The sequence below is a fragment of the Glutamicibacter sp. MNS18 genome (assembly GCF_026107515.2).
Classification (GTDB): domain Bacteria; phylum Actinomycetota; class Actinomycetes; order Actinomycetales; family Micrococcaceae; genus Glutamicibacter.
Genome location: NZ_JAPCHW010000004.1, coordinates 146,359 through 171,053, shown reverse-complemented (window position 1 = coordinate 171,053; position 24,695 = coordinate 146,359). Strand labels below are relative to the sequence as shown.

The window sequence follows — 24,695 nt, the reverse complement described above, 5'->3', positions numbered from 1 at the left end:
TGGTGTTTCGGGTTGTGCGCATCCTCGGGTTAAACCAACTCGGGTTTCTTGCCCAGGTCCTCGGTGCGGGTCATGTACGTTTCCTTCACCCAGACCAGGGTCACCAGGGCCGAGACCAGGCAGCAGGCCGCGGTGAAGATCGCCACGGGAACCCAACCGGTCGGGCCGGGGCGTACGATGATCGCGGCGATGGTCGGCGCGAAGCCGGTGACCACCAGGCCCAGCTGGGATGCAGTCGCCGCACCGGAGTAGCGGATGCTGGTCGGGAACATTTCGGCGGTCATGGCCGGACCCAGCGGGTTGACCATGCCGTAGCCCACCGACATCACGATAATGCCGCTGATGAAGATCAGCGGGGTGTTCGCCGCGCTGATGGCGCCGAAGTAGACGAAGATCATGACCGCGCAGATGATGTTTCCGGTGATGAAGACCGGTTTGCGGCCGATCCTGTCGGCCAGCATGCCGAACAGTGGCTGCGTGATGATGCCGCACACGGCCGTCACGATGACCACCGAGAGCATCATGCTGCCCGAGATCCCCGGTTCGCCGGTGGCGTAGGCCAAGGCGAACGCCGAGACGATGGAGGAGACGACCGCCCACAATCCGAAGGCAACGACCTTGACCACGGTGCGCCAGTGATCGCGGAAGACGACCTTCAGCGGCAGTTCGTTCCGCGTGTCCTGCTCCTTAGTCTGTTCGAAGACCTCGGAGTCCGGCAGGGTTGCCCGGATGTAGAGTCCCACGGCCGCGACGACGATGCTGGCCAGGAACGGGATGCGCCAACCCCAGGACAGCAGGTGCTCGTCGGGCAGCAGGGCCACCAGCATGAAGGCCAGCGAAGCGAGCAGGATCCCGGCGACCGCCCCGGTATTGACCCAACTGGCATAGAAGGCACGCTTGTTGCTTGGGGCATGCTCCAGGGACATGGTGACTGCCCCAATGGACTCGCCGGCAGCCGAGATGCCCTGGACGATGCGCAATGTCACCAGCAGCACCGGAGCCAGGGTACCAATCATGGCGGTTGGCGGCAGGCACCCGATCAGGAAGGTCGACACACCCATCATGACCAGGGTGAGCACCAGCATCTGCTTACGCCCCACTCGATCACCGAAGTGGCCGATGACCGCTGCGGCAACGGGCCGCACCACGTAGCCGATGCCGATGGTGGCCATGGACAGGATGGTGCCGATGAACGGATCGATATCGGGGAAAAAGATCCGGTTGAAGACCAGCGCCGAGGCCGAACCGTAGATGAAGAAGTCGTAGTATTCCAGCGTGCTTCCGATGAAAGAGGCGGTAGCGGTCTTGCGGGCATGGGTACCTTCGGTTGCTCCGGGTGTGTCGCTGCCGGTGGGCTGCGGGGCAGGATCCGCACCGGGTGCGGTTGAGTGCAAGGACATCGATGTTCTCCTGGGCGTGTAGAGGGGCTGAGGCGATTGTGTGATGCGAACCATAAAGTGGTGTGCTGTCGATCACTTACAAGCAATGATCCTACGAAGACTTTTCGACGTACGTCAAGATAACTGCAAAGATATTTCTGGGTTTGCCCGGACTCTCCGCTTCCGGGGATAATGCAGCATGCCTTCGAGTACACGTTCGGCCGATGAACACGTCGTCGATTTCCCCCGTCCCCAGAAGGGCGGAAACACGCAACACCTGCTGGTCACCATGCTTGGCGAGTTCTGGCGGCATACGGAGATGTGGCTCCCGGCACGAGCCGTCAAGCAACTGGCAGCGGATCTGGACATCAGTCAATCGGCGGTCGCCGCAGCACTAAGCAGACTGACCGGCCGCGGCGTACTGGAGCAATCAGGGGGCGGGCGCAGTTCGAAGTACCGTTTCACCCCCGACGCGCTGGCTCGACTGGAAGCGGGGTTCGAGCAGTTCTCCAGCTTCGGCGACCCGACGCGACACTGGGACAGGAAATGGACCGCCACGGCTTTCACAATTCCCGAAACCTCCCGGGATCTGCGCGAGTCCTTTCGCTCACGCCTACGTTGGCTGGGATTCGCCCCGCTCTACGGCGCCCTCTGGGTCAGTCCGCATGATCGCACCGCCGATGTCGTGGCAGCCTGCCGCGGCTTTGGGTTGGACGATTACTTGGTTTTCCGAATGAATGAGGACGAACTGCACGGAAGGTACCCCGGTGAAGCATGGAACCTGGATCAAGCCCCCGAGCGCTACCTTGATTTCATCGAAACGTATAAGCCGCTGCTCCCACAGGCGGACCAACCAGGATTCACCGACGTCGAGGCCTTCAGGATTAGGGTTCAGGTCATGGACCTTTGGCGCGCCTTTCCCTGGGATGACCCGGACCTGCCCATTGAAATACTCCCAGCACAGTGGCCGCTCGCTCCGGCCCGTGAGATCTTCGTGGGCCTGCACACACAGCTAGCCAAGTCAGCACAAGCCCACCTGGAAACAGTTCTTGGGCTACTTTGCCCCGAAGCCGTACCCGGAATCACACTTGATTCACTCTGACCCAACATGAGCCAGTCGATGCCGCCGCTACACCCCTGCTCCATCCAGCACGGCACGAGCCCGGGAATCACCCACCCAATCCCTCGTCCCGGCCACCGAAGGCCCGGCTCTGGGGTACGGCTTGCTCCCCCTGCGGGTGCAGGTCGATGCGCCGCGAATCGCACTTCGGGCACCACAGGTAGAGCACCTGCCCCTCCGAGCTGTAATGCCGCGATTCAAGCATCCACGGATGCTCCACATGAGGCCGGGATACGGTGGATGTCTTCTGGACTGTGCGGGTATTGATCATCATGGATCCAGCATGATGTAATGCCCTTATGCAACTCAACCCTTACGGAGAATATGCGGTGCTGCTCGCCGCGTCGCTGGCCAACGACTGGCCGGCCGACCGTGACGGCATCGAAGCCAGGACCCGTGAGTCCGGGATGACCATGCCCTTTCCCTCGCACCCTGCGGACCACCGGGAAACCCGTCTGGTGATCGATGACTGGCTCCGGATCGTTGATGCCGACAACGATCCGGCACGCGCCGGGCTACTCAACACCCAGATGGCACAGGCTGCCGCCTACCCGCGCCTGGTGGACCATGACGACGAAGGCTGGCATCTGCATTACCGGGACGATGGCCAGCGCATGCCACAGGTTTTGCGCTCGGTGATCTGCGTGGGAACCGCACTGCACCTGACCACCCGGGGCATGCACCGGCTTCGACGCTGCGGGGCCGAACCCTGCACCCGGGTAGTGGTGGACGTGACCCGAAACGGGAGGCAGCGCTACTGCTCGGTGCGTTGCGCCAACCGGGCCGCCGTGCGGCGGCACCGTGGCCGCTCACTCTAGGCCCGTCCGCCCCCTCTCCCTTTCACGTTCCCCGGCCACCTCCAGCGCCTGTTCCGCGGAAGCCAGCAGGGCAGGATCCCCGTCATGCCGGAGCCGTACACTGCGTTGGAAGTCAGTCCTGGCAGCGGGGATATCCCCCAACTCCAGGTGGACTTTCCCGCGATGCTGTAGCATAACCGCCTCGTAGCCCGTACCGCCGGTCTCGGTAATCAGCGCATCATAGATTTCCAGGGCACTTTGCCCGTGCCCCAGGTCCCGGAGGCAGTCGGCTGTCAGCGCGCGCACGCGGACGGACTGGTCCTGCGCCGGCAGCAACACCAGCGCCCGGGCGGCACGGCCGATCCACAACAACTCCAGCACCTGGGCCAGGGGGTCATCCGCGACCCCGGCGCGGAACAACTCCAGGTCGGTGATACGCGGTCGCAGATCCGTCCCGCTAATGATCCATCCCGGTCCCGCTTCCACATCCTCGGCCATATGTCAGGATCCTACCCAAGCCCTTCCGAGGGAATCGATCTGAGGGGAGGCACTACACCGGCCCCGGGGCTGTGACACCGGTCTCCCCCGGACCGCGCCTCTTGTAGGGTTCCTACAAAAATCTACGCGGCTCACCCGCCCTAGGGCGGGTTTGTACATATAGTTCCCACAAAACAGATAGGCTCCCATACGGAAGTGAACTGTAACTTTGAAGACAAGGCTCACCAATGAACCCATTGACGAAGGTGTTGATCGCCAATCGTGGCGAGATTGCGGTGCGCATCATCCGTGCCGCCCGAGATGAGGGCATCGAATCGGTTGCCGTCTACGCCGATTCGGATCGCGATGCACTGCATGTCCGGCTGGCCGACGAGGCCTACTCGCTGGGCGGCACGACCGCAGCCGACTCGTACCTTCGCATTGAGAAGATCCTGGATGTCGCCGAACGTTCCGGCGCCGATGCCGTCCACCCGGGCTACGGATTCCTCGCCGAAAACGCCGAGTTCGCCCAGGCGGTCATCAACGCGGGGTTGACCTGGATCGGCCCCCCTCCCTCAGCCATCGAGCAACTCGGTGACAAGGTGCAGGCCCGACACATCGCCGAGAAGGTCGGCGCACCGTTGGTGCCTGGCACCAAGAACCCGGTGGCTTCAGCCGATGAGGTCTACGCCTTCGCCGACGAACACGGCCTGCCGCTGGCCATCAAGGCCGCCTACGGTGGCGGCGGCCGCGGCATCAAGGTGGTACGTGAACGCGAAAGCATCGGCGAGCTCTACGAATCTGCCGTACGTGAGGCGACCGCGGCCTTCGGGCGTGGTGAGTGCTTTATCGAACGGTTCCTCGATGCCCCACGTCACGTGGAAACCCAGTGCCTGGCCGATTCCAGCGGCCACGTTGTGGTCATTTCCACTCGTGACTGCTCGCTGCAACGCCGTAACCAGAAGCTGGTGGAAGAGGCCCCGGCCCCCTTCCTGAGCGAGGAACAGGTCACACGCCTGTACGAGGCCTCGAAGGATATCTTGAAGGAGGCCGGTTACGTTGGGGCCGGAACCTGCGAATTCCTGGTTGGCCAGGACGGGGTGATCTCTTTCCTGGAGGTCAACACCCGGTTGCAGGTTGAGCACCCGGTTTCCGAGGAGGTCACCGGGATCGATCTGGTGCGCGAGCAGTTCCGATTGGCCCGTGGCGAGGAGCTTGGCTACGACGACCCTGAAATCCGCGGGCACTCCTTCGAATTCCGCATCAATGGCGAGGATGCCGGTCGGGGTTTCCTGCCCACCCCGGGGACCATCACCGCCATGAGTGTGCCCTCCGGTCCGGGTGTACGCATCGACTCCGGTATCGAATCCGGGGAGAGCGTCTCGGGGAACTTCGACTCGATGATTTCCAAGCTGATCGTCACCGGCTCCACCCGCGAGGTGGCCGCGGCCCGTGCCCGTCGTGCCCTTGAGGAATTCCGTATCGAGGGTATGGCGACCGTCCTGCCGTTCCACCGCGCAGTGATGAGCGATCCGGCCTTTGTCCCGGAAACCGGGTCCTTCACCGTCCATACCCGCTGGATCGAGACCGAGTTCGAGGCACATATCGAACCGTTCACTGCCGGCGTGGTTGATACCGAGGAAGCCGCTGAGCGCACCACGCTGACCGTCGAGGTCAGCGGAAAGCGTCTGGAAGTGACCCTGCCCGCGTCAATTGGGGCCATCGCCGACGGCACGGCAGCGAAGAACGGTGCGGCAAAGAAGAAGGCCCGCAGCAAGGGAGCCCGCAAGGGCGCTGCCGGGGCCGCCGCGAACAGTGCCGAGTTGCTCTCCCCCATGCAGGGCACCATCGTGAAGGTCGCCGTTGAGGACGGGGACCCGGTGACCCAGGGTGACTTGATTGTGGTGCTGGAAGCCATGAAGATGGAACAGCCGATCACCGCCCACCGTGACGGAATCGTCTCCGGGTTGAAGGTGACGCCGGGCGAGACCCTGTCAGCCGGGGCCATGATCGCCACGATTAACGACGACAAGTAATCGCCTTAGTCAAGGGCCGGGTTCGTGCAGATTGCGCGGACCCGGCCCTTGCAACTTCCGGAACGTGATCGGCGGTGCGGGAACCTGGCGCAGCCGACCGAGGCCACCCGTTGCGACGGCTAGTGTTGTTGACCCGCCAGCCAGTCGTCGAATGTCAGGGTCCTCAGCCGGGCACCCTGCCCGGCCAGGAGGCTGCCATCGCGCATGGCCTTGCCCATTGCGCCGGGCACGGGAACAGCCAACACCCGGGCCGGGGATCCCGAGGCTTCCCGGTAGGCCTTGACCATCCGGGGCATCTTCTCCTCCCGAGGTCCTGCCAGGTCGGCGACTTCCCCCTCTGGTCCGGATTCCGCCAGGCGGATCAGCTCATCGGCAACCTCGGTCCCGGCAATGGGTTGGGAAAGCATGATTGGTGCCAGTTGCACCGGCCCACGCCCCATGCGTTGGACCATCTGGGCCGCGAACTCGTGGAATTGGGTAGTGCGCAGCAGCGAGTAGCCTCCGGGTTGGCTGAGCAGCATCCGCTCCTGGGCGGCCTTTCCTGCATAGTAGCTCGCGTTCACTTCCAGGGCACCGACGATCGACAAGGCCACATGGTGGCCTACTCCCGCTGCACGCCCTGCCCTGAGCAGGTTGGAGGTGACGGTGCCGAAAAATTCCACCGCCCGGGCGGTGGACATGGTTCCCGTACTAGTCACATCGATGACCGTGTCCACACCGCGTAGCTTTGGCTCCAGCTCCCTGGCATCGCGCAGATCCGTCCCGGTACTTCGTGCCAGGACGACAGTTTCATGCCCGGCCTCGTCTGCGGCTGCAACAACCAGCTGCCCAATGGTTCCGGTTCCCCCGGCAACGGCAATCTTCATCGGCCTACCTCCCTCTTATCCTGCCCATACCAGAACACAGCACCCGGCGTCGTATCACGTGGTGCGACCATTCTAGGGCCCAATAGGCCTGAGCTTGCCGGTACACCGACGTCTCCAGTCGGCAAATGGCACCCCATAGCGCCGGAGCACGCTGGGCGGCCATTATCCTGTGCCTTATGGTTCCCTTGCCGCGCGCGAGACGAGGGAACAGGATCCGTGAGACCTTTGGTTCCGTGGGTGCCTACAGGCCTACGGGCTGCCACCGCGCAAAACCGCGGGGTGAACGAACCGGACAGGGCAGCTGGTACTTCGTGGTCCCGCGGACCGTGTAAATCGGCGGGAGCCGGTTTCTCGGCGATATCGTGTTCAATGTTTCGGGGGCCGAGTCGCCAGGACCTGGTGACTTCGTGATGTACTGTTTTCGGTTGCCCAATGGAAAGGCCACGGTGCCCAAGTGTACGTTCGATTCCAATCGCCTGTTCCGAATAAACGAGGCCTGCACATTGGCGTCTTCGGGCTGGCCAACGGCCTGGCGCATAGCGGGAGCCTGAGCAAGGAAGAGTGGACCCTATGGCGTCGTCACAATGACTGGTTCAATGACGCCTATCCGGATCCGGCCCAAACCAGTCCCCAGGTGTACGATACCGGCCTGAACCCGGTAACCAGCGCCTGGTTCAAGGAATCGGCCACGCATTTAATCGAGCGGGTTGTTCCCTATCTGGGCCTCTTGCGGGCCCACGGCGTCGGCTGTGTCCGGGTAGAGAGCGCTGATCCCGGGCAGGTCATCTACGAGGATGGGGTCCAAGTCGTGGTCATTCCCTACAGCGAATCCATGTAGATCCCCGGTGTAGAACTGCCGGGTAGCTGGCGATACCCGGGCACGGGACGGCAAAGCTCAGCGAAGTGCTTCCGGCTCAGCCAGACTGGCGGGGAAAATCGGGCGACGCCGTGCCCACGCTGGGGTGGGGTTCATTCCTGCACGGGGACATTCGGGAACTGTGACTCACTGGTCTGCTTCTCGGGGCGTGAGCTCCGCTTGCCACGCCATGCCCCGTGCGGACGCCGAAGGGGCTTGGATCGCTTGTAGACTGCCTTGGCCGATCCTTTGGCCACCGTCAACAGATTTTTTGGGTCCAGTCCAGGTATTCGGTACCACATGGATGCCGGAACGACATGTTCAATGGCCGCATTGGTTCGCAACGTCAACACCGGATCGATATCGAGCCAATGATCTTCGGAATCACGACCGGAAGACCGTGCCGGAGCCGCTCCGGCGTTATTCCCATCCACCTGTGCACGGGTCACCGGTTCCCCTTGAAGATCGTCTCCCTGCGCGAAAGAAGAGCATCTCCATTCGGGCGGGACCCGGCCCATTCAGTCCCTGCTTCCCACCACATGAATTCAACGCACATCATCCTTTGGTTGGTGAACCGCCGAATCCCTCCTCAACCGACGAACTGTGTGCATGACATGGAAATGAGAGATCGGACAGACCTGGCGGATTCCCCGAGGCCAAAGACTGGTGTTGCATCTAGACGTGTCGTACTCCCGGCGGGCATTCCTCTCAGGGCAACCATCGCCGGTGGTACGGGCCGGCTCCGACAGAACCGGCTTGGCTCGGGCAGTGCGCCGTGCGTACGCGCCCAGCACCACGTCCCGGAATGCTGGTGCCGGTTCAGGAAAATGGGTGCGGCCGGTAGTTCGCAGGGGAACCACCGGCCGCACTTTCAGCACGAGAAACCTCGTCAGGGTTAGTCGACGTAATTCTCGATATCGATGTCCTTGGTATCGCGGGTCATGAACAGCGCGATCAGTGTCGCGACGGCCCCGGCAGCCAGGTAGATTCCGACCCCGAGGGTGCTTCCACTGCCGGCACTCCAGAGGGCGATCGCCACGAAGGAAGCCGGTGCGGCGCCAAGGACCGAAGACAGGTTGTAGGCCACGGCCGAACCGGTGTAGCGGACGTTGGAGGGGAACAGCTCAGGCAGGTAGGCGGCCATTGGACCGAAAGTCAGGCCCATCAGCGTGAAGCCCACAATCAAACCGGCCATGGCGGCGCCCTTGCCCGGTCCGAAGAACAGGGTCCAGGCCAAACCAAACACCAGGATGGCCAGAGAGACGTAGATCAGGAACTTGCGGCGGCCGTATTTTTCGGCCAAGGGGCCGGAGACCATCGTGAAGATACCGAAGAAAACCACACCGATGATCAGCATTGTCAGGAACTCCGGCCGGTCGATGCCAAGGCCGGGGACGAAGCCGGCCGGATCGAAGGTCTTTCCCGAAGCCTCGGCCGCGGCGCGCGCCTGCTCCTCGGTTGCCGGAGCCGTGCCGTAGGTCAAGGTGAAGGAGGTCATCAGGTAGAAGAGCACATAGGTGGCAAACATGATGAAGGTGCCGGCAATCACCGGGCGCCAATGTTTCCTCATGGTCACGCTGATCGGTGACTTGACGACCTTCTTCTGCTCGACGACCTTCTGGAAGGAGTTGGATTCAACCAGCTTCAGGCGGACCCACAAACCGATGATCACCATGACCAGGGAGAACCAGAACGGCACGCGCCAGCCCCAGGCCAGGAATGCTTCGGGCGACAGCTGGGTCTGCAGGACCACGAACATCAGGTTCGCGATGATGAACCCAACCGGAGCGCCGAGTTGCGGGAAGGTACCGTAGACGGCCCGACGGTTCTTCGGGGCGTTCTCGGTGGCCAGCAATGCGGCACCGGACCATTCGCCACCCAGTGCCAGGCCCTGGGCGAAGCGCAACAGCACCAGCAGGGTCGGTGCCAGGATAACCCAGTTGCCCTGTGCCGGTGGCAGGAAGCCGATCAGGAAGGTGGCGATGCCCATGGTCAGCAGGGAAGCAACCAGGGTGCCCTTGCGCCCCAGCTTGTCACCGTAGTGCCCGAAGACGATCGAGCCCAGTGGACGTGCCAGGAAGGCAACACCAAAGATCGCGAAGGAGGAAAGGATCGCATTGATGGTCGTGGCGTTCGGGAAGAACAAGGCTGGAAAGACCAGAACCGATGCGGTGGCGTAGGCATAGAAGTCGAAGAACTCGACAGTCGTGCCGATCATTGAAGCGAAAAGCACGCGGCCACGCGTGTTCTCCTTCGGTGGTGCCTGGTTACTGACCTGAGACATGGGTGCGTCTCCTCTGAGGTGCGTGAAGAATCATAAATCGTACTTATTCAGGCTACTCGCACTTGTCCAGATATTGGATTCGGGTGTCCAAAATGTGGACCTGTGGATCGTGGTGCTGCCCAAACAGGCGGAAATCCCGGGATTCGTTAAATTCGATAAACACGTTGGCCGGTTCATTGCCCGTTATCCCGCTAGGCTGTGCCCACGACACGCATCGACAGAGTGTCGCGGGCATTTCCCGACCCGCCACACACGGTCTTCAATGCATTGACCGAAGGGTCGGCGGTGGCCACCTGGCTGCCACCGAAGGGGATGACAGGCAAGGTTGCCGCCTTCGAACCCTGGATCGGAGGCCGCGTGGAGATCATCCTGACCTATCTGGATGCAGGCTCCGCCGTGGGTAGGACCGGCGCCGATCACGATCGCATCCCGGGCAAGGTCACCGAGATGCTTCCTGAACGCTGCTTCGGATTCGCGGTTCGATTCGTATCCGGGGACCCGGCCTACTCCGGGAGGATGACCATTGCCTGGCGGATCGAGCCGACGGTGGAGGGCCGCCTGCTGGGCATGACAGCCGAGAATGTCCCCAGGGGAATCCCGCCGGCAGATCACCAGCAGGGCATGTCCTCACTCCCTGGCCAACCTTCAGCGTTATCTTGAAGACCATGTCGGCGGATCGGTACGGTAGCTGGTATCCAGTCCACCGGACCGTCCGCGAACGGGTCTACATGTGGCGGTGCAGGCGTCGCGCAGCCTCGGCCAGCGAACCCGCCAGCGACGGGTAGACGGTGAAGGTTTCGGCCACGTCATCCACATGCAGGTTGTTCTGCACGGCCAGCGCCAGGGAATAGATCAACTCGCTGGCGCGCGGGGCGACCACCACGCCGCCGATCACGGTCCCCGAGCCTTTGCGGGAGACGATCTTGACGAATCCCTCTTCCATATTCATCATCTTGGCCCGGGCATTGGTGGCCAGGTCGACCTTGACGATATTCGCCTGGTACTTGCCCTCGGCCACGGCCCGTTGGGAGACTCCCACTGTGGCGATCTCCGGGGAGGTGAAGATGTTCGAGGACACCAGGTTGAGGTTGATCGGCTTGACCGAGTCCCCCAGCAGGTGGGCCACGGCGATGCGCCCCTGCATGGCCGCAACCGAAGCCAGCGCGAAGATGCCGGTGCAGTCCCCGGCCGCGTAGACGTTGTTCGCGGTAGTGCGTGAAACGCCATCGACCTTGATATGGCCGGACTCGGTCAGCTGCACGCCGGCTTCCTCCAGCCCCAGCCCCTTGGTATTCGGGATGGAACCCACCGCAACCAGGCAATGGCTGCCTTCCAATATGCGCCCGTCGGCCAGGGTGACCAGCACCTTGTCCCCGTCACGGGTGACCGCCTCGGCGCGGGCCTGGGAGACCACGTTCAGGCCATTGCGCTTGAAGACATCCTCCAGCACCCCGGCCGCATCGGCGTCCTCGCCGGGTAGCACCCGGTCACGGGAGGAAACCAGGGTGACCTTGGCACCGAGCAGGTTGTAAGCCGAGGCGAATTCGGCTCCGGTGACACCGGAACCGATGACGATCAGGTGCTCGGGCACCTCGTTCATGTTGTAGATCTGGGTCCAGTTGAAGATCCGCTCGCCATCCGGCTTGGCGGTGGGAAGCTCGCGGGGGTGGGCGCCGGTGGCCAGCAGGACCGCGTCGGCGTCCAGGGTTTCGGTACTCCCGTCGGGGCGATTGACCTCTACCGTGTGGGCATCGAGCAGGCGACCCTCACCGATAATGATGCGCACCCCGGCGCGTTCCAACCCGTTACGGATATCCGCGGACTGCTCCTTGGCCAGGTCCAACAGGCGGTGGTTGACCACGGCAAAGTCGGTTTCCGCGTTGTCCAGGCCCTCGATCATCACCCCGAAACTCGATGAATGCTTGGCCCGGCGCACCACATCGGCCGTGGCGATCAGGGTCTTCGAGGGGACCACGTCGGTCAAGACCGCCGAACCGCCCATCCCGGCCCGTTCGACAATGGTGACGTTGGCACCCAGCTGGGCGGCCCCGATGGCGGCTTCATAGCCGCCGGGTCCGCCGCCGATAATGACAAGTCTGGTTGCTTCAATCCTGCGTTGTGTGCTCACGTACTCCATTGTCTCTCATTTGGCCGCTTCGGCGCACCTTCGTCCAGTTCCGCCGATATCAGCCGATGGACAACTGACAAAATCGCATACCGGACGGTAGCGTAATACAGTGACTACTTTCGACATTGATCCCATTGCCCTGGCCAGCGAAGCCGCGGCCGCCATCGCCCAGGCCACCGGGGTGGCGCAGCACGACACCGCGGTGGTGCTCGGCTCCGGTTGGGGCCAGGCCGCCGAGCTGATTGGTGAAACCACCCACACCCTGGATGCCGCCCAGATTCCCGGCTTCCATGCCCCGGCCGTGCCGGGACACAAGGGCCATATCGCCTCCATCCTGACCCCCACCGGAAAGCGGGTACTGGTACTGGGGGCGCGTACGCACTTCTACGAGGGACGCGGGGTACGCTCGGTGGTTCACCCGATCCGCACCGCCGCGGCGGCCGGCTGCTCGCAACTGGTGCTCACCAACGGGTGCGGCGGGCTGAATCCTGCATGGACCCCGGGCACCCCGGTACTGATCTCCGACCACATCAACCTGACCGCCACTTCCCCGCTGGAAGGTGCCACTTTCGTGGACCTGACAGATTTGTATTCCTCACGGTTGCGTGCCATTGCCCGTGAAGTGGATCCGAGTCTGAATGAGGGTGTGTACGCCCAGTTCACCGGACCTCACTATGAAACCCCAGCCGAGGTGCGGTACGCGAAGGTGATCGGTGCCGACCTGGTGGGCATGTCCACCGCCTTGGAAGCCATTGCCGCCCGCCACGCCGGGATGGAGGTCTTCGGGATCTCACTGGTGACCAACCTGGCCGCCGGAATCAGCGAGGTGCCGCTGAGCCATGAGGAGGTCATCGAGGCCGGACAGGCTGCCGGCCCACACATCTCCAGGCTGCTGGCGGAGATCATCGCCCGTTTCTAGCCCCGACGTGTTTGCACGTCACCAACTCCCGCACCCCATAAAGGCAGGCATTTTCCGATGCAAACCCCCGAGACCAACCGGCTACTGACCGTGGCCAGCGCCTGGGCGTCCGACGACCCGGATCCGCAGACCCGCCGTGAGCTGAACGCGCTTCTCACGCGGGCTCGATCCGCCGACGCGGCGGCCCTGGCCGAGCTCGCCGATCGTTTCTGCGGAAACCTGGCCTTCGGAACCGCTGGGTTGCGTGCGGCCCTGGGTGCCGGGCCGATGCGGATGAACCGCATGGTGGTCCGGCGCACCGCCTCCGGAATCGTTCGGTTCCTGGCCAACCGGGCTGCCGGGAGCTACCGCCCCAAGGTGGTGGTGGGATTCGATGCCCGGTACAACTCCCGCGAGTTCGCCGAGGACTCTGCCGCGATCTTCACCGCTGCCGGATTCGAGGTGTACCTGATGCCTTCGGCCCTGCCGACCCCGGTACTGGCCTGGGCCGTACGCACTCTGGATGCCGAGGCCGGGGTGATGGTCACCGCCAGCCACAACCCTCCCGAGGATAACGGGTACAAGGTCTACGTGGGCGGCAGGGTCACCGATGAGGAAGGACGTGGGGCCCAGATCGTTGCTCCGATCGATTCGGAGATCGCCTCGCTGATCCTCCACGATGAGCCGATCCACGAGATTCCCCTGGCCACGACGGGGTGGACCGTACTTCCGGGTGCCGGGGAACCGGGTGATATCGAGGCTGCCTACCTGGCCGCCATCGCCTCGGTGATACCTTCCCCCGGCGAGGATAACGCCCGGACCCGGTCCCAGCTGCGCATCGTGCTCAGTGCCATGCACGGGGTCGGCGGGCATGCCATGGCCCAGGCACTGGCCAACGCCGGGTTCAGTGATACCCACCAGGTGGCCGAACAGGCCGCACCTGACCCGGACTTCCCCACCGTGCAGTTTCCCAACCCCGAGGAACCCGGTGCCATCGACCTGTCCCTGGCCCTGGCTGCGAAGCTCGACGCCGATCTGGTGATCGCCAATGACCCGGACGCCGATCGCTGCGCCGCGGCCGTGGCCACCGCCCACGGGTGGCGGATGTTGCGCGGGGATGAAGTGGGGTGGCTGCTTGGCGACTACCTGTCGATCCGGTTGGAACCCGAGAAGGTGCTGGCCAACTCCATCGTCTCTTCCCGGATGCTGGCTTCCATCGCCGCGGCCGCGAACCGCGCACATAGCGAGACGTTGACCGGCTTCAAGTGGATCTCCCGGGTTCGCCAGCTGGGATTCGGTTACGAGGAGGCGCTGGGCTACTGCGTAGCCCCGGAACTGGTCCGCGACAAGGACGGGATCTCCGCGGGCCTGGTGCTGGCCGAACTAGCCAGCCTGCTCAAGGAAGCCGGTTCCTCGTTGTTGCAACGGCTGGACGAGCTGGCAGTAGCCCATGGGGTACACATCACCGACCAGCTGTCCCTGCGCTTTACCGACCTGTCGCGCATAGGCGTATTGATGCAACGGGTACGCACCAGTGCCCCGTTGGAACTGGCAGGGTCCAGGATTACCGAGGTCGTGGACCTGACCCGGGCCAGTGCCGACCTTCCGGCTACCGATGCCGTGGTGCTGCACACCGCCAACCGTGCCCGGGTGATCGTGCGCCCCTCGGGCACCGAACCGAAGCTCAAATGCTATATCGAAACGGTGGCACCGGTGGGCCCCGGGGATTCGTTGGCTACACTACGCGAGCACGCCCAGAATGAATGTGCGCTGATCAAAACCGAGTTGGCAACCTTCTTCGCTGATCTGCCAGAGATGAATACCGAAACTCCAACAATTTAACGAGGATGAACATGTCTGAACTGACGCTCCAGGAAATCGCCGGTTACATCGATCACACCCTGCTGGCCCAAAACGCCTCACGGGAGCAGATCGTGCAGATCTGCTCCGAAGCCAAGCAGTACAACTTCAAATCCGTGTGCGTGAACCCGCTCTGGGTTTCCACGGTGGCCCATGAACTGGAGGACAGCACCGTACTGACCTGTTCGGTGATCGGTTTCCCATTGGGCGCTACCACCACTGCGGCCAAGGTTTTCGAAACGAAACAGGCCGTAGCCGATGGAGCCAACGAGATCGACATGGTCATCGATGTCGCCGCAGCCCTTCGCGGTGACAGGGACGCCCTGGTCAACGACATTTTCGCTGTTGCCCAGGCGGCGCACGAAGGCGGCGCGATCTTGAAGGTCATCATCGAAACCTGCTTGCTTGACGAGACCGCCAAGGTCCTGGCCTGCGAGTCAGCCAAGGCCGCCGGTGCGGATTTCGTGAAGACCTCCACCGGCTTTTCCAGCGGTGGTGCCACCGTGGAGGATGTGGATCTGATGCGCCGCACCGTCGGCCCGGATCTGGGTGTCAAGGCCTCCGGAGGAGTCCGCAGCGCCGAAACCGCTCGGGCCATGATTGCCGCCGGCGCAACACGTCTGGGTTCCAGCTCAGGAGTTGCTATCCTAGAGGGAGGACAAAGCGGTTCCGGCTACTAACCGGACGCGACCACTCGTTCCACAAGGAGAAAAAGTGTACTCGAACGGCAAGAACGTCGCCCATTCCGGCGAGGGGCGCCTGGCTGGCAACATCGTCAACTTCGTGATTTTCCTCGTCTTGTTCGGGGCCGGCATCTACTCACTGTCGTTCTGGACGCTGGAACAGGCTTGGATTCCATCGATCGCTTGTTTCCTGCTGGTGTCTTTGGCATTCGCCATCCCGATGCACTTCATGGGCCGTGCCGATTCCTCGGAGCCTGCCTTCAAGGAAAGCAAGTAGCACCTGGCCGGCACGCGAATCGTGGGGTAGCAAGCCCCACCTAGCACCGACATGCCGATGGCGGGTAGTTCCTCAGGGAACTACCCGCCATCGGCATGCTACGGGAGGAGCATCCGTGATCCTTCCATCACCTGCGGTGAAGGGTGCCGCGCCGGTAGACGCGGTACCCGGATCCCCCAACCGTGGACGCGGTTCTATGCCGTGGGGGCCGCGACGGGCTCAAACAGGTTGTAGAGCAGTTTCTCCGCCCAGTCCAGGATCTCCTCGTCGGCCAGCGGCCTGCCTCCGATAGGTGAGGTCCGCGGCTTGTCGAAGAAGATCGCCTGCAACGCGGGCTTGTTCGTTGCCCCGGGGTACAACCGTTCCAGGCGGACCTGGCGGGAGGCCGGCAGGTCCTCGATCTTGGCCGGGGCCACCTTGATGTTGTTGCCGATCTGCTGGATATCTGTCAGCCCCACGGCGCGGGCCCTGATCCGCAAGGCCGCGACACGCAACAGGTTCTGTACCGGCACCGGCAGTTTCCCGTACCGGTCCACGAGTTCCTCGCTGACCCCGGCCAAGGCCTCGGGGGTTTCGGCCGAGGCGATATTCCGGTATGCCTCCAGGCGCAGCCTTTCGCCCGGTACGTAGTCGTGCGGCAGGTGCGCATTGACCGGCAGCTCGATCTTCATTTCGGTGCTCTCGGTTTCCCCTTCGCCCTTGAAATCGGCGACGGCTTCGCCGACCAGGCGCAGGTACAGGTCGAAACCGACCCCGGCGATATGACCGGATTGTTCCCCACCCAACAGGTTGCCGGCACCACGCAGTTCCAGGTCCTTCATAGCCAGCTGGTAGCCCGACCCCAATTCGTTGTGGGCGGCCACTGCCTTGAGCCGTTCCAGTGCAACCTCCCCGAGCGGCTTTTCGGCATCCCAGAGGAAATAGGCGTAGGCGCGCTCGCGGGCACGTCCCACACGACCGCGCAACTGGTGCAACTGGGACAGGCCGTAGTTGTTCGCACGATCCACGATCAAGGTATTCGCGTTGGCGATATCCAGCCCGGTCTCGATAATGGTGGTGGAAACCAGCACATCGAACTTGCGCTCCCAGAAATCCTGGATGATCTTCTCCAGCCTGGCCTCGCTCATCTTGCCGTGGGCAACCTCCACCCGGGCCTCGGGAACCACTTCGCGTAGCTCCGCGGCGACCCGCTCGATCGAGGAGACCCGGTTATGGACGAAGAACACCTGGCCGTCACGCATCAGCTCGCGGCGGATTGCCGCGGAAATCTGCTTGTCGGACCGTGGACCCACATAGGTGAGCACCGGATGGCGTTCCTCCGGCGGGGTCGCCAGGGTTGAGGTCTCACGGATACCGGTCAAGCTCATTTCCAGGGTGCGCGGAATCGGTGTGGCGCTCATTGCCAGGACATCGACATTGGTGCGCATCTTCTTCAGTTCTTCCTTGTGCTCGACGCCAAAGCGCTGCTCCTCGTCGATGACCACCAGCCCGAGGTTCTTGAACTCCACGGTCTTCGACAGCAACCGGTGGGTGCCGATGACGATGTCGATACTGCCGTCCTTGAGCCCGGCCAACACTTCCTTGGCTTCCTTTGGAGTCTGGAACCGCGAGAGAGCCTTGACCCGGATCGGGAACCCGGAATAGCGCTCGGTGAAGGTCTGGTAGTGCTGTGATGCCAGCAGGGTGGTGGGGACCAGCATGGCCACCTGCTTGGAGTCCTGCACCGCCTTGAAGGCCGCGCGCACCGCGATCTCGGTCTTGCCGAATCCCACATCACCGGAAATCAACCGGTCCATCGGGATTTCCTTTTCCATATCCGCCTTGACCTCGTTGATGGCCGTGAGCTGGTCCGGGGTTTCCACGTAGGCGAAGGCCTCTTCCAATTCCCCCTGCCACGGGGTATCGGGCCCGAAGGCGTGACCACGGCTGGCCATCCGGGCCGAATACAGCTTGATCAGGTCCCCGGCAATCTCCTTGACCGCCTTGCGTGCCTTGGACTTTGTGCTGGCCCAGTCCGAACCGCCCATCTTCGACAGGCTCGGGGCTTCACCGCCCACATAGCGGGTAATGGTATCCAGCTGGTCCATGGGGACAAACAGCCGATCCCCCGGCGCGCCACGCTTGGACGGGGCGTACTCCACCACCAGGTATTCGCGTTTGGCGTCCTGGGAGGAGCCGGCGACCTTCCGGGCCACCAGTTCGACGAACTTCCCGATCCCGTGCTGCTCGTGAACGATGAAGTCCCCGGCTACCAGCGACAGCGGATCGACCGCATTGCGTTTGCGTTTGGCACCCATCTTCGCGCCGCCGCGCGGGGCATACGCGCTGGATCGGCCCAACAGGTCGGCTTCGGTCAGCAATCCGAATTTCAGTTCATCGAAGACGAACCCGCGCCCGGCCTGTGCCTGGGTGATTTCGATCAGGCCCTCGGTAGGGGCGTGGCTGATGGCCGGTACCCGGTGCGCCGGGATGCCGTATTCGGCGAAAAGCTCCGAGAGCCGGGCCGCCGGACCGGCGCCTTCGGTCGCCACCGCGATCCGCCACTTCTCACGGATTCGACCGGAAATGAACTGCATCATTTCCTCGACATCGCCCTGGTAACCGCGTGGTTCACGGGCGTGCATCCTGATGGTCTCGGCACCCAGGCCCAGTTCCTCGTCCCCTCCCAGGGAGGTCACCGCCCACCAGGACACCTCGGCCTTCTCCGCATTGGCCACGGTGTCGGTCAACGACGAAAAATCGCCTTCACTGAGTTGCCGGCCCACAGCGGCCGTGGATAAATCCAGCGGGGCGCTCGCCCCGTCAGATGCAGAGGCCCAGGCCGCGGCCAGGAATTCGGCATTCGTTTCGTTCAGGTCATGGGCGCGTGTTCGAACCCGTTCCGGTTCCATAACCAGCGCAATGGAGGATGCGGGCAGCAATGATGTCAGCGGTACCATGTTGTCCACCAGCAACGGGGCCAGCGACTCCATGCCCTCGACCGCAATGCCACCGGCGATCTTGGTCAGCATGTCCGTTGCGGCGGGGAACGTGGGCGCCAGCTTGGCTGCCCGGCTCATCACGCCGGGGGTGATCAGCAGTTCACGGCACGGAGTGGCGGTCACGGAGGTGGGCGCTTCGTCGCTGGTGGAACGCTGGTCGGCGATGGAGAAGTACCTGATGGAATCGATTTCCTCACCGAAGAAGTCGATACGTACTGGATGGTCCAGGGTCGGCGGGAAAACATCGATGATTCCGCCACGGACCGCGAACTCGCCACGGTGGGTGACCATATCGACCCGTGCGTAGGCGGCCGCCGCCAGATCCCTGATGACATTTTCGAACCCGGGCTCACTGCCAAGGTCCAGGTTCACCGGACGCAATGCGCCAAGCCCGGCAACCAGTGGCTGCAGCACCGCCCGAATCGGCGCGATCACCACCTTCAGCGTCGGGTCGCGGTCCTCCAACCGCCGCAGCACTTCCAATCGACGACCGACGGTATCGCTGCGTGGGGACAACCGCTCATGGGGTAGCGTTTCCCAGGACGGGAATTCCGCTACGGAACGTGGATCCATATAGGCGCCAAGCGACGTGGCGACGTCTTCGGCTTCGCGTCCGGTCGCCGTGACCACCAATACCAGTCCGTCGTGCTTTCCTGCCAGCAGCGCGTCGCTGACCTGCGCGGCGATGATCGCGCGCATCCCCGCCGGCGCGGCGATTTCAATCTGGTTGCTGCGTGTGGAATACGGGCGGGCCGCGTTCTCATGAATTCTCTTAAAAGACGTTTCACTGCGCAGGAAGTCATGTAGTCCGTGCAGGTTCATTTAAGTTGGCGGTCCTCTCGCAACAGGTCTCTCATACCCGGCCATCCAACTCCAGTAGCGACCGCAATAGGAATGGCGGTCGCTCTTCGGGACAAATGGCGTTTCATCATGCCCTCCTAGCCTACCTAACCATTCATGGCCGGTAGGCTGGAGTCTGTTCGATTCACCGGCTTCGCAGGCCGGTGGTTACCCGCTGCGACTTATGAAGGATTGGCAACACATCCATGGCACTGAACGCAAGCACGCAAATGCCCCATTCGACCCAGGACGTCATCACCACGCTCACCGACCGCGGGTTCGCCGAGCACCTGACTTCGCTGGCCAAGGGCACCTTGACCGATTTCTCGGTCTCCGGGGACACCGCCGGGTCCTTCACCCTGGTGTCAGTGCGCGCCCTGCCCACTGACCGGGTGCCAGATATGGCGAAGAAGTTTGTGGGTTCCTCGGTCGAGGTGACCCAGACGGAAAAATGGAGCGCCCCGGATAGCGCCGGAAACCGCACCGCCGCGGTCAGCATCGCGGTCGCAGGGGTTCCGGTCAGCGTCAGCGGGTCGGAGAGCTTGAGCGCAACAGCCGATGGCAGCACCTTCTCCATCGACGCGAAGGTTTCCTCCTCCATCCCGTTCATCGGTGGAAAGATCGCCTCGGCCGCCGAACCGTATTTGGGCAAGGCCTTGAACATGCAGGCCGCGCAGGTAAACGCCTGGCTGGCCAAATAGGTCTCGCCTCGCAGAAGTATTCCCGGTCCGGAGCCCTTCACTGGAAGGCCTCCGGACTCTTTCTTGTGGCCTGCGCCGCATGTCGCTACTGTAGACCTTGGTGTGCCGGGAAGTCTGGTCGGCGGCAATAGTTCATTTAACGTAGTAAGTGAGACCCTTTAATGGCAAAACCACAGACACCGGGGCAACAGCCCCTGTTTTCCCGGCCGAGTTACTCCGAGTTCATCCGCATCGGCAAAATCCTGCGCAAGGAAACCGTGGGCGGTATGCTGCTCATCGCCGGAGCGATCCTCGCCCTGCTGTGGGCGAACTCACCCTGGCACGAATCCTACTTTGCCTTGCGTGACTTCAAGTTCGGGCCCGAACTGTTCGGGGTGAACCTTGAATTGTCCATCGGGCACTGGGCTGCCGACGCCTTGCTGGCGATCTTCTTCTTCCTGGTTGGGCTGGAGCTGAAGAAGGAGTTCGCCATTGGCGATCTGAAGAACTTCAAAACGGCCGTGGTACCCGTCGCCGCCGCCTTCGGTGGCGTGCTGGTACCAGCGCTAATCTACGTCGCGATCAACTTCAGCGCCGGGGAGGAAACCCTACGCGGTTGGGCCATTCCCACGGCTACCGATATCGCCTTTGCGGTGGCGGTGCTGGCCGTGATCGGCTCCTCGCTGCCCACACCCCTGCGGATCTTCCTGTTGACCCTGGCCGTCGTAGACGATCTGATTGCCATCGTGATCATCGCCTTCGTCTTCACCGACGACCTGCAAATTAACTACCTGGGTCTGGCTTTGGTCCCGATCGCCGTCTTCACAATCCTGGCTTATTCCTTCGGCAAGCTGTTCGCCAACCATGCCTGGGCGGCCTGGTTGCTACTGCTGCCCCTGGGAATGATCACCTGGATCTTCATTTTCGGGTCCGGGATCCACGCCACTATTGCCGGTGTGGTGCTCGGCTTCTGTGTTCCGGTCAAACGCCGGCACCCGGGCCGTGGGCGCGGTTTGGCCGAGGAGTTCGAACACCGGTTCCGGCCGCTGTCCTCGGGTTTCGCTATCCCATTGTTCGCTTTCTTCGCCGCCGGCGTCTCCGTGATCTCCATGGATTCGGCCGCGGAACTGTTTACCGACCCGGTCTTCTGGGGCATCGTCTTGGGCCTGATTCTAGGCAAACCGATCGGAATCATGGGCGCAACGTGGATCGTCACCAAATTCACCAAAGCTTCCTTGGACAAGGACACCAAGTGGGGCGACCTGCTGGGCGTGACGCTGCTGGCCGCTATCGGATTCACCGTTTCGCTGTTGGTCTCCGAATTGTCCTTCGGGCTGCAGTCCGAGCACTACGAACACGCCAAGGTGGCGATCCTTGCCGGTTCGCTGGTGGCCGCGATTCTCGGTGCCTTGTGGCTGGTACCGCGCAATCGCCGGTACCGCGAGATCGCTGAACGTGAGCGCGTGGACGCGAACAAGGACGGCATCCCGGACGTCTACCAGCAGGATGACTGATCCCCTCCCCTACTGAGCCGACTGTGCTCCGGTGAATCCCCGGATTCGCCGGAGCACAGCCATATCCCGGGTGGTTTGCCCTGGCGTGGGTGGGGGCCACCGCGGCCCTGGTTCAGGGCTGGTGTCCACTACGGATGGACCTGGCGACCCGCACACCGGTAGCCGGGTCAACGGTCACTGGACTGCTATCCGCGGGAACAACGATGCCCCGCCCATGTGGGCGGGGCATCAGAATGTTCATGTGCTGATCGTGTAGAAACCCATCATTGCCGCTTGCCGGGATTCGGGCCCGTTCCTGTGCAACATACCACTCGCTCGGTAGACCAGATACTGTTCCTACTGTGCCGCCAGCAGGGCGGCTTCGGCGGCAACCCAGGACAACATGGCGCATTTGACGCGTGCCGGGAACTTTGAGACGCCAACAAAGGCCGCTGCATCCTCCAGGATGTCCTCATCCGGGACCATTGTCCCCCGTGAACGCATCATTTCGCGGAAGACGTTGAGCTTGTCCAGAAAGTCCTCACGGCTGAGCCCGGTGGCCAGATCGGCGAGTACCGAGGCAGAAGCCATGGAGATCGAGCAGCCTTCACCTTCCCAACTGATCGTATCCAGGTTGCCGTTCTCGCCCAATTCAACACGGACTTTGATCTGGTCCCCGCAGATCGGATTGTGCTGGTGGGATTCACCATGGCGGTGTCCGGGTGCGGCTTCCTGCAGCGGGCTTCCGTTCCGTGCCTTGGCATGGTCCAGGATCACCTGCTGGTACAGCTGGTCGAGATCGTTCACTTAGACTCCAAAATACTCGCGGACAGACCCGACGGCTTCAAGCAGCCGCGAGATGTCCTCCTCGGTGTTGTACAAGTAGGTGCTCGCGCGTGTGGTGGCGGTGACTCCCAGGGCCCGGTGCAGTGGCTGGGCGCAGTGATGGCCCACTCGCACGGCAATTCCCCTGGAGTCCAGGTATTGGCCCACATCATGCGGGTGGACACCGATGACTTCGAAGGGGACCGTGCCGATTCGCGTAGCGTCCTTCGGCCCGAAGACCCGTACCCCTTCCAAGGTCGACAGGCCCTGGTACAGCAGGTGGCCCAGGTGCTCTTCCCACTGGGCAATACGCTGCATCCCGGTTTCCTCCAGATAACTCGCAGCGGTGGCCAGGCCATGGACCTGCGCGATGCGCTGGGTCCCGGCTTCAAAACGCTGCGGGGCCGGCAGGTATTCGGCTCGTTCCATATCCACATGGGTAATCATGGACCCTCCGGTCAAGAAGGGAGGCATGGCGTCAAGCAATTCGGCCTTGCCATACAAACCACCGATACCGGTTGGACCGAGCATCTTGTGCCCGGAAAAGGCCATGAAGTCCACGTCCAGTTGCTTCACATCCACGGGAAGGTGCGGCACCGACTGGCAACCGTCCAAAACGGTCAATGCGCCCACGCGGCGGGCGGCCTGCACGAATCGCTGGACCTCGGTGATCGTCCCCAGGACGTTGGAGACGTGCGTGAAGGCGACGAGCTTGGTGCGCTCGTTCACCAGGTCGTCAAGCAACTCATAACGAAGCGCGCCATCCTGGTCCACCGGAACATAACGCAACGTGGCGCCGGTTCTAAATGCCAGTTCCTGCCATGGGATCAAGTTGGCGTGGTGCTCCAATTCGGTCACCAGGATTTCATCCCCCGGACCGAAAGCGAACCGCTGGGCCGCTTCGCCCCCACGACCCATGCTCGCATTGGAGAAGGAATAGGTCAGCAGGTTCAGGGCCTCAGTGGCATTAGAGGTCCACACCAGTTCATTGGGTGCGGCGCCGATGAATGCGGAAACAGTGGCACGGGCATTTTCGAAGATATCCGTGGCTTCCACCGCCAAGGTGTGTGCACCACGGTGGACCGCGGCATTGGCGGTCTCATAGTAGTGTTGCTCCGCCTCATACACGCAGCGTGGCTTCTGGCTGGTGGCACCCGAATCCAGGTACACCAACTCGTTGCCGGCGACCGGATGTTCCAGGATTTCGAAGTCCGCCTTGATTCGTGCGACTTCCACGCTGGTCAACGGCTTCTGCAGGGTTGGATCGGTGATGCTTGCCAATTGCACGGGCCCTCCGGTAGATCGAGGATGATGGCACGTCCCAAAAAGAAGTGAATAGGAGATGCCCAAGTATTCTAATTATTCCATCACGGACGCGAACTGACATCTAAGTGACACCTTAGTTAGGACTCCCAGCCTTAAAGGTGGAACGCCGGCAACAGACTACTTGGGGGTTGGCCAAATTTGGGGGATGGCCTGTCTGTTCCCGGCGTTCATGAGGCTTCGCGAGCGTCGCCACCCAGCCACCCTATAGGCCGTTATTTAGGCGCACAACTGGACATTTACCGTTCAGTAAATATTTGATGTAAAACCTAGTCAGTATCGATTCTGAGGTTACGGAGCGGTATGGAATTTCATCTGCCCCTGCTCCAACCCATGGCTGATCAGCAGCTCCACCGCATCCGCTGCACGGTCGATATGCAACGGCAAGGTGGCCCGTTCGGCCTTGGAGAAATCACGCAGAACCCAATCAGCGGTCTCCATACGTCCTGGTGGCCGCCCGACACCAACACGCACGCGCAGGTAGTCCTTGGTGCCCAGCGCCTTGGAAATATCGCGTAACCCGTTATGGCCCCCCTCTCCCCCGCCAAGCTTGAGCTTGATCTGGTCGAAGGGAATGTCAACCTCGTCGTGCACAACGATCACGTGGGACGGCTCGATACCGAAGAACTTGGCCAGCTTCCCTACCGGTCCCCCCGATAGGTTCATGTAGGTCCCAGGCTTGGCCAAAACCAACCGTGGTCCGCCGATTCCCATGCGCCCCTGGATGACCTGGGCACGTGAGGGGTGGGACTTGTATTTTCCACCCACCCTGGCGGCCAACTCATCAAGCACCATCTGCCCAACATTATGCCTATTACCGGCGTAGCCGGGCCCGGGATTCCCGAGCCCGGCTACCAGCCAGGTTTCATCGCTCATGACGACCAGCTATTTT

The 24,695-nt window shown here is 62.5% G+C and carries 21 protein-coding genes; 11 read left to right on the top strand and 10 right to left on the bottom strand.

The window, feature by feature from the left end; all coding sequences use genetic code 11:
* Positions 1-29: 29 nt before the first annotated feature.
* A complete protein-coding gene (locus OK351_RS06470; RefSeq protein ID WP_265157025.1) occupies positions 30-1,400 on the bottom strand; it encodes an MFS transporter in 1,371 nt (456 codons plus the stop codon).
* A gap of 178 nt (positions 1,401-1,578) precedes the next feature.
* On the opposite strand from OK351_RS06470, the gene OK351_RS06465 reads away from it, so the two are divergent.
* Positions 1,579-2,481, top strand: coding sequence for a PaaX family transcriptional regulator (locus OK351_RS06465; RefSeq protein ID WP_265157022.1), 903 nt, complete (start codon positions 1,579-1,581; stop codon positions 2,479-2,481).
* Positions 2,482-2,548: 67 nt separating this feature from the next.
* Here OK351_RS06465 and OK351_RS06460 read toward each other — a convergent pair whose 3' ends face one another.
* Complete coding sequence (locus OK351_RS06460) at positions 2,549-2,773, bottom strand: hypothetical protein (RefSeq protein WP_265157020.1); 225 nt, start codon at positions 2,771-2,773, stop codon at positions 2,549-2,551.
* 25 nt (positions 2,774-2,798) lie between these two features.
* On the opposite strand from OK351_RS06460, the gene OK351_RS06455 reads away from it, so the two are divergent.
* Positions 2,799-3,317, top strand: a complete 519-nt coding sequence (locus OK351_RS06455) for a CGNR zinc finger domain-containing protein (protein WP_265157018.1) — start codon at positions 2,799-2,801, stop codon at positions 3,315-3,317.
* On the opposite strand, the gene OK351_RS06450 is transcribed toward OK351_RS06455, so the two are convergent.
* On the bottom strand, positions 3,309-3,794 hold the full coding sequence (locus tag OK351_RS06450) for a hypothetical protein (RefSeq protein ID WP_265157016.1): 486 nt from the start codon (positions 3,792-3,794) through the stop codon (positions 3,309-3,311). The two genes, OK351_RS06455 and OK351_RS06450, sit on opposite strands and share 9 nt — an antisense overlap.
* Before the next feature lie 227 nt (positions 3,795-4,021).
* Here OK351_RS06450 and OK351_RS06445 point away from each other — a divergent pair, with 227 nt between their 5' ends.
* Positions 4,022-5,809 carry an acetyl/propionyl/methylcrotonyl-CoA carboxylase subunit alpha gene (locus OK351_RS06445; RefSeq protein ID WP_265157014.1) on the top strand — a complete coding sequence of 596 codons (1,788 nt, stop codon included), beginning with the start codon at positions 4,022-4,024 and terminating at the stop codon, positions 5,807-5,809.
* A gap of 119 nt (positions 5,810-5,928) precedes the next feature.
* On the opposite strand, the gene OK351_RS06440 is transcribed toward OK351_RS06445, so the two are convergent.
* Positions 5,929-6,675: an SDR family oxidoreductase gene (locus OK351_RS06440; RefSeq protein ID WP_265157012.1), complete on the bottom strand. Its 747-nt coding sequence runs from the start codon at positions 6,673-6,675 to the stop codon at positions 5,929-5,931.
* 454 nt (positions 6,676-7,129) lie between these two features.
* On the opposite strand from OK351_RS06440, the gene OK351_RS06435 reads away from it, so the two are divergent.
* Entirely contained in the window at positions 7,130-7,513 is a 384-nt protein-coding gene (locus tag OK351_RS06435) for a hypothetical protein (RefSeq protein ID WP_265157010.1), read from the top strand.
* 913 nt (positions 7,514-8,426) lie between these two features.
* On the opposite strand, the gene OK351_RS06430 is transcribed toward OK351_RS06435, so the two are convergent.
* Positions 8,427-9,815: an MFS transporter gene (locus OK351_RS06430; RefSeq protein WP_265157008.1), complete on the bottom strand. Its 1,389-nt coding sequence runs from the start codon at positions 9,813-9,815 to the stop codon at positions 8,427-8,429.
* Positions 9,816-10,037: 222 nt separating this feature from the next.
* On the opposite strand from OK351_RS06430, the gene OK351_RS06425 reads away from it, so the two are divergent.
* The gene (locus OK351_RS06425; RefSeq protein ID WP_265157006.1) at positions 10,038-10,475 is read left to right on the top strand and encodes an SRPBCC domain-containing protein; all 438 of its coding nucleotides are present in this window, start codon (positions 10,038-10,040) and stop codon (positions 10,473-10,475) included.
* A gap of 64 nt (positions 10,476-10,539) precedes the next feature.
* Here the strand turns inward: OK351_RS06425 and OK351_RS06420 are convergent, their stop codons facing one another.
* Positions 10,540-11,952 (bottom strand): NAD(P)H-quinone dehydrogenase, encoded by a 1,413-nt coding sequence (locus OK351_RS06420; protein WP_265157003.1) that lies wholly within the window; start codon positions 11,950-11,952, stop codon positions 10,540-10,542.
* 100 nt (positions 11,953-12,052) lie between these two features.
* On the opposite strand from OK351_RS06420, the gene OK351_RS06415 reads away from it, so the two are divergent.
* From OK351_RS06415 to OK351_RS06400, 4 genes are read left to right on the top strand one after another with little or no spacing between them, the layout of a single operon-like run.
* Positions 12,053-12,862, top strand: coding sequence for a purine-nucleoside phosphorylase (locus tag OK351_RS06415; protein ID WP_265157001.1), 810 nt, complete (start codon positions 12,053-12,055; stop codon positions 12,860-12,862).
* A gap of 57 nt (positions 12,863-12,919) precedes the next feature.
* Entirely contained in the window at positions 12,920-14,683 is a 1,764-nt protein-coding gene (locus OK351_RS06410) for a phospho-sugar mutase (protein WP_265156999.1), read from the top strand.
* 11 nt (positions 14,684-14,694) lie between these two features.
* Positions 14,695-15,381, top strand: coding sequence for a deoxyribose-phosphate aldolase (gene deoC, locus OK351_RS06405; protein WP_265156997.1), 687 nt, complete (start codon positions 14,695-14,697; stop codon positions 15,379-15,381).
* A gap of 34 nt (positions 15,382-15,415) precedes the next feature.
* Positions 15,416-15,661 (top strand): hypothetical protein, encoded by a 246-nt coding sequence (locus OK351_RS06400; RefSeq protein WP_265156995.1) that lies wholly within the window; start codon positions 15,416-15,418, stop codon positions 15,659-15,661.
* Between the two features lie 194 nt (positions 15,662-15,855).
* Here OK351_RS06400 and mfd read toward each other — a convergent pair whose 3' ends face one another.
* Complete coding sequence (gene mfd, locus OK351_RS06395) at positions 15,856-19,464, bottom strand: transcription-repair coupling factor (RefSeq protein WP_265156993.1); 3,609 nt, start codon at positions 19,462-19,464, stop codon at positions 15,856-15,858.
* Between the two features lie 224 nt (positions 19,465-19,688).
* On the opposite strand from mfd, the gene OK351_RS06390 reads away from it, so the two are divergent.
* Both OK351_RS06390 and nhaA read left to right on the top strand, forming a co-directional pair.
* Complete coding sequence (locus tag OK351_RS06390) at positions 19,689-20,183, top strand: DUF2505 domain-containing protein (RefSeq protein WP_265156991.1); 495 nt, start codon at positions 19,689-19,691, stop codon at positions 20,181-20,183.
* A 161-nt stretch (positions 20,184-20,344) separates the two neighbouring features.
* Positions 20,345-21,676: a Na+/H+ antiporter NhaA gene (nhaA, locus tag OK351_RS06385; RefSeq protein ID WP_265156989.1), complete on the top strand. Its 1,332-nt coding sequence runs from the start codon at positions 20,345-20,347 to the stop codon at positions 21,674-21,676.
* Between the two features lie 336 nt (positions 21,677-22,012).
* Here the strand turns inward: nhaA and sufU are convergent, their stop codons facing one another.
* The 3 genes from sufU to pth all read right to left on the bottom strand — a co-directional run bounded on the left by sufU (position 22,013) and on the right by pth (position 24,679).
* Complete coding sequence (gene sufU, locus OK351_RS06380; RefSeq protein ID WP_265156987.1) at positions 22,013-22,462, bottom strand: Fe-S cluster assembly sulfur transfer protein SufU; 450 nt, start codon at positions 22,460-22,462, stop codon at positions 22,013-22,015.
* Entirely contained in the window at positions 22,463-23,761 is a 1,299-nt protein-coding gene (locus tag OK351_RS06375) for an aminotransferase class V-fold PLP-dependent enzyme (protein ID WP_265157540.1), read from the bottom strand.
* A 333-nt stretch (positions 23,762-24,094) separates the two neighbouring features.
* On the bottom strand, positions 24,095-24,679 hold the full coding sequence (gene pth, locus OK351_RS06370) for an aminoacyl-tRNA hydrolase (protein WP_265156985.1): 585 nt from the start codon (positions 24,677-24,679) through the stop codon (positions 24,095-24,097).
* Positions 24,680-24,695 lie beyond the last annotated feature (16 nt).

Coding starts and splice junctions, on each gene's coding strand:
- OK351_RS06430 (WP_265157008.1), bottom strand. CDS start 9,815: ATGTCTCAGGTCAGTAACCAGGCACCACCGAAGGAGAACACGCGTGGC.
- OK351_RS06390 (WP_265156991.1), top strand. CDS start 19,689: ATGGCACTGAACGCAAGCACGCAAATGCCCCATTCGACCCAGGACGTC.
- OK351_RS06450 (WP_265157016.1), bottom strand. CDS start 3,794: ATGGCCGAGGATGTGGAAGCGGGACCGGGATGGATCATTAGCGGGACG.
- OK351_RS06445 (WP_265157014.1), top strand. CDS start 4,022: ATGAACCCATTGACGAAGGTGTTGATCGCCAATCGTGGCGAGATTGCG.
- OK351_RS06420 (WP_265157003.1), bottom strand. CDS start 11,952: ATGGAGTACGTGAGCACACAACGCAGGATTGAAGCAACCAGACTTGTC.
- nhaA (WP_265156989.1), top strand. CDS start 20,345: ATGGCAAAACCACAGACACCGGGGCAACAGCCCCTGTTTTCCCGGCCG.
- OK351_RS06410 (WP_265156999.1), top strand. CDS start 12,920: ATGCAAACCCCCGAGACCAACCGGCTACTGACCGTGGCCAGCGCCTGG.
- mfd (WP_265156993.1), bottom strand. CDS start 19,464: ATGAACCTGCACGGACTACATGACTTCCTGCGCAGTGAAACGTCTTTT.
- OK351_RS06440 (WP_265157012.1), bottom strand. CDS start 6,675: ATGAAGATTGCCGTTGCCGGGGGAACCGGAACCATTGGGCAGCTGGTT.
- OK351_RS06465 (WP_265157022.1), top strand. CDS start 1,579: ATGCCTTCGAGTACACGTTCGGCCGATGAACACGTCGTCGATTTCCCC.
- OK351_RS06460 (WP_265157020.1), bottom strand. CDS start 2,773: ATGATGATCAATACCCGCACAGTCCAGAAGACATCCACCGTATCCCGG.
- pth (WP_265156985.1), bottom strand. CDS start 24,679: ATGAGCGATGAAACCTGGCTGGTAGCCGGGCTCGGGAATCCCGGGCCC.
- deoC (WP_265156997.1), top strand. CDS start 14,695: ATGTCTGAACTGACGCTCCAGGAAATCGCCGGTTACATCGATCACACC.
- OK351_RS06455 (WP_265157018.1), top strand. CDS start 2,799: ATGCAACTCAACCCTTACGGAGAATATGCGGTGCTGCTCGCCGCGTCG.
- OK351_RS06470 (WP_265157025.1), bottom strand. CDS start 1,400: ATGTCCTTGCACTCAACCGCACCCGGTGCGGATCCTGCCCCGCAGCCC.